The organism is Thermococcus sp. (assembly GCF_027063845.1).
In the GTDB taxonomy this organism is placed as follows: Archaea; Methanobacteriota_B; Thermococci; order Thermococcales; family Thermococcaceae; genus Thermococcus.
The window spans coordinates 1-3,277 of the sequence record NZ_JAMOQU010000102.1 but is presented as its reverse complement, the minus strand read 5'-3'; the positions used below and the strand labels follow the sequence as shown (position 1 = coordinate 3,277).

Here is a 3,277-nt window from a genome sequence, read left to right as displayed (position 1 = left end):
ATTATCGCCGCTATGCTCGCTATCTCGTCCTCCATCTGTATGCTCACACCGTCAACGAGGGGCATGTACAGGGCCATCGCCTCGAATATCTCGCTGGCGGGCGTTATCGGGTAGCCTGCGTAGAACCTGCAACCAGCTAAGATAGCCGCCCTCGCTATGGCCTCGTCGCCCTGAATGAAGTCGGACTTGCCGACCGGAAACGGGTACCTCATTTCAATCCCTCCTCATAACCGGCCCTGAAGGCCTTGATGTTTACCTCCTCAGTCCCCTTCGGGACGCGCCTCCTAATCGCTTCCTCGACGCTCTCCTTCTTCACAACATTGGTTTTCGCAACAAGGTAGCCGAGAGCGACCATGTTGACCGTCAGGGCGAGCCCGGTGGTCTCCTCGGCGATTCTGGTGAAGGACGCGCCGACGTAGTCCCTATCTGGCTTGACCAAATCGGTCTCAATTATCAGGAGCCCGTCCTCTTTCAGCGAGTCCTTGACGGTGTCGTAGCCGAGCTGGTGAAGAGCGACGAGGACGTCTGCCCTCGTGACCATTACGTCGTAAATCGGCTCCTTCGAGATTATGACGTCCGCTATTGAGTGGCCTCCCCTGCTCGCGGAGCTGTAGTCCTGGGTCTGAAGAACGTTCAAACCCTCAATCGCGGCGGCCTCGCCGAGTATTACCCCCGCGAGCACAACGCCCTGACCGCCGATTCCGGCGAGCCTAATCTGCATGTTTACACCCCCAGATACTCCTTCGTGAACTTCAAAAACTCCTCCGCGCCTTTCAAAACGTCCCGGGCGTCCCCCTCAGTGTACTCAACGAAAACGTCGTAGTCGGCCGTATGCCTCATGTTCAGGGCTTTTGAATACGCAGTGTAGAGCTTAGCAGGAAGCACCCCAGTCTTCACGAACTCCTTTCCGAGCTGGGCATGAACTCCCGCGTGGCTCTTGGGATTGACTCCCTTTGAGAGCAGAAGCGCCCTGGCGCAGTAGAACATCGAGTAGTATGCGCTTGAGATTGCGAAACCGTAGTAGCCCTTGGAGTAAAGCTCCCAGGAAGCTTTGAGTCTCTCCTCCGCCCTCCTGATGAGCGCTATGATTTCCTCGTTCATACCGCTATGCCCTCCCTTGCGGCGGTCTCGTAGAGGCTGTCCCTCCTCGTGTGAAGGACAATCATGACCGAAATCCCCAACTCAAGCGTTAGCTCGGCGCTGAGCTCTCCTGCCCTGTCCCAGTCCTCAGGCTCTATCTTATCGAGCACCACGAGGACGTCGAGGTCGCTCTCGGGTTTAGCGTCACCCCTCGCCCGGGAGCCGAAGATTATGACCTCCTCAACCCTGTCCCCAAAGACTTCCTTCACTTTCTTCCCAACGGTCTCAAACATCATCGCCACCCTTAAGCCCGAAGTGCTCCTGGACCTCGTCAATCAGCTTGTTGAGCTCCTCGGTGAACTCGGGCCTCTGCCTGTGGACGAACTCGCCAATGACGAACTTGCCCTCGAGCTCTTCAGGCTTCATCTTCCTGGCCTTCGCGAGCGGAACGCTGTTCTTCAGGAACCAGCGGAGCATTTCAGCGGGCTCTTTCATCCTGTTCCTCCTTCCGAACTGGACGGGACACTGCGAAATGACCTCGACGAGGGAGAAGCCCTTAACGGTTAGAGCCTTCTTGATGCTCTCTATGAGCTGGTAAACGTGGGCGGTGGTCCATCTCGCCACGTAGCTCGCTCCGGCCGCCGCGATGGTTTCAGAAATCTGGAGGGGGTGCTCGATGTTTCTGTATGGAGTTGTTGTTGTTTTTGCCCCGAAGGGCGTCGTCGGAGCGACCTGTCCGCCCGTCATTCCGTAGATGAAGTTGTTGACGAGAATAACCGTTATGTCGATGTTCCTCCTCGCGGCGTGGAGCAGGTGGTTTCCGCCGATGCTCGCCAAATCGCCGTCCCCGCTTATCACGACGACCTTCTTGTCCGGCAGACCGACCTTCACGCCGGTAGCGAAGGCTATCGCCCTTCCGTGCGTCGTGTGGAGGGTATCCGCCAGGAAGTAGGGCGAGGCTATCCAAGCGGAACAGCCTATTCCGCTCACGACCACCAAGTCTCTCGGGTCGAGCTTGAGCTGGTCAACAGCGTTGGCAAAAGCGTTCAGCACGGTTCCACCGCCACAGCCGGGACAGAGTGCCGTCGGAAGGGCCTCCTTGCGGAGGTACTTAACCATCGGGTATTTGGAATAAATCTCGGGCATCAGGCAACACCCCTTATCTCGCGCAGGATTTCCTCAACGGTTAGGGGAACGCCACCAATCTTGTTGACTCCCTTGAGCAGAACGTCGTCGTTCACGAAGCGCTGGACTTCAAGAATCATCTGGCCGAGGTTCATCTCGGGGACGAGTATGGCCCTAACGCGCTTTCCGAGCTCCCTCATTCTTTCTCCGGGGAACGGGTGAACCGTTTTCGGCACGAAGAGGCCGGCCTTTATTCCCGCCTCCCTCGCCTTCAGGACAGCTCCGAGGGCGGGCCTTGCCGTTACCCCCCAGCTGACGACGAGTATCTCTGCATCGTCTGTGAAGTGCTCTTCGTATTTCTCGTAAACTTCGCGGTTCTTCTCTATCTTCCTGTGAATTCTCCTCACGAGCCTGTCGTGAACCTCTGGCGTGTAAACATCTCTCAAACCGTTCTCCTTGTGGGTCGAGCCCGTCACGTGAGTGAAGTAGCCGTGTCCAAAGAGGGGCATCGGCGGGACGCCGTCTCCGTGCGGGTCGCCGAAGGGGAGCTTCGCTTCCTCCTCGTCCCGGGGAAGCTTGCGGTAGGTTATCTCCACCTCATCAACGTAGGGAATCTTGATGAGCTCTCTCGTGTGGGCGAGAACACCGTCGAAGAGGAACACCACCGGCGTTCTGAGCCTCTCGGCGATGTTGAATGCCCTGATGATTTCCCAGAAAGCATCCTGCCCGCTCGTTGGAGAGACGGCAACAATCGGGTGGTCGCCGTGCGTTCCCCACCTCGCCTGGAAGAAGTCACCCTGTGCTCCCTTCGTGGCCTGGCCTGTTGAAGGCCCGCTCCTCTGGACGTCAACTAGGACGAGCGGGGTCTCGGTCATCACGGCGTAGCCAAGGTTCTCTTGCATAAGCGAGAAGCCCGGGCCAGCCGTTGCGGTCATGACCTTGAAGCCCGTCCAAGATGCTCCAATCATGGCCGCTATACTGCCTATCTCGTCCTCCATCTGGAGGTAGTAGCCACCGAGCTTCGGAAGTTCGCGCGCCATCGTCTCCGCTATCTCGCTCGACGGGGTTATCG

General features: G+C 57.9%; 5 protein-coding genes and 1 pseudogene. All 6 read right to left on the bottom strand.

Annotated features, from left to right (window positions below; genetic code table 11):
- Positions 1 to 212 (bottom strand): annotated as a pseudogene (locus MVO87_RS08120) (2-oxoacid:acceptor oxidoreductase subunit alpha); the annotation flags it as partial.
- Complete coding sequence (locus tag MVO87_RS08115; RefSeq protein ID WP_297552851.1) at positions 209 to 721, bottom strand: 2-oxoacid:ferredoxin oxidoreductase subunit gamma; 513 nt, start codon at positions 719 to 721, stop codon at positions 209 to 211. The gene MVO87_RS08115 and the pseudogene MVO87_RS08120, both read right to left, overlap by 4 nt.
- Before the next feature lie 2 nt (positions 722 to 723).
- Positions 724 to 1,101, bottom strand: a complete 378-nt coding sequence (locus MVO87_RS08110; protein WP_297552849.1) for a HEPN domain-containing protein — start codon at positions 1,099 to 1,101, stop codon at positions 724 to 726.
- The gene (locus MVO87_RS08105; RefSeq protein WP_297513013.1) at positions 1,098 to 1,373 is read right to left on the bottom strand and encodes a nucleotidyltransferase family protein; all 276 of its coding nucleotides are present in this window, start codon (positions 1,371 to 1,373) and stop codon (positions 1,098 to 1,100) included. The genes MVO87_RS08110 and MVO87_RS08105 overlap by 4 nt, the downstream gene beginning before the upstream one ends.
- The gene (locus MVO87_RS08100; protein WP_524540274.1) at positions 1,366 to 2,226 is read right to left on the bottom strand and encodes a thiamine pyrophosphate-dependent enzyme; all 861 of its coding nucleotides are present in this window, start codon (positions 2,224 to 2,226) and stop codon (positions 1,366 to 1,368) included. Before MVO87_RS08100 ends, MVO87_RS08105 begins: the two co-directional genes overlap by 8 nt.
- Positions 2,226 to 3,277 (bottom strand): 2-oxoacid:acceptor oxidoreductase subunit alpha (locus MVO87_RS08095; protein WP_297552847.1); only part of this gene is annotated, 1,052 nt, incomplete at its 5' end. The genes MVO87_RS08095 and MVO87_RS08100, both read right to left, overlap by 1 nt.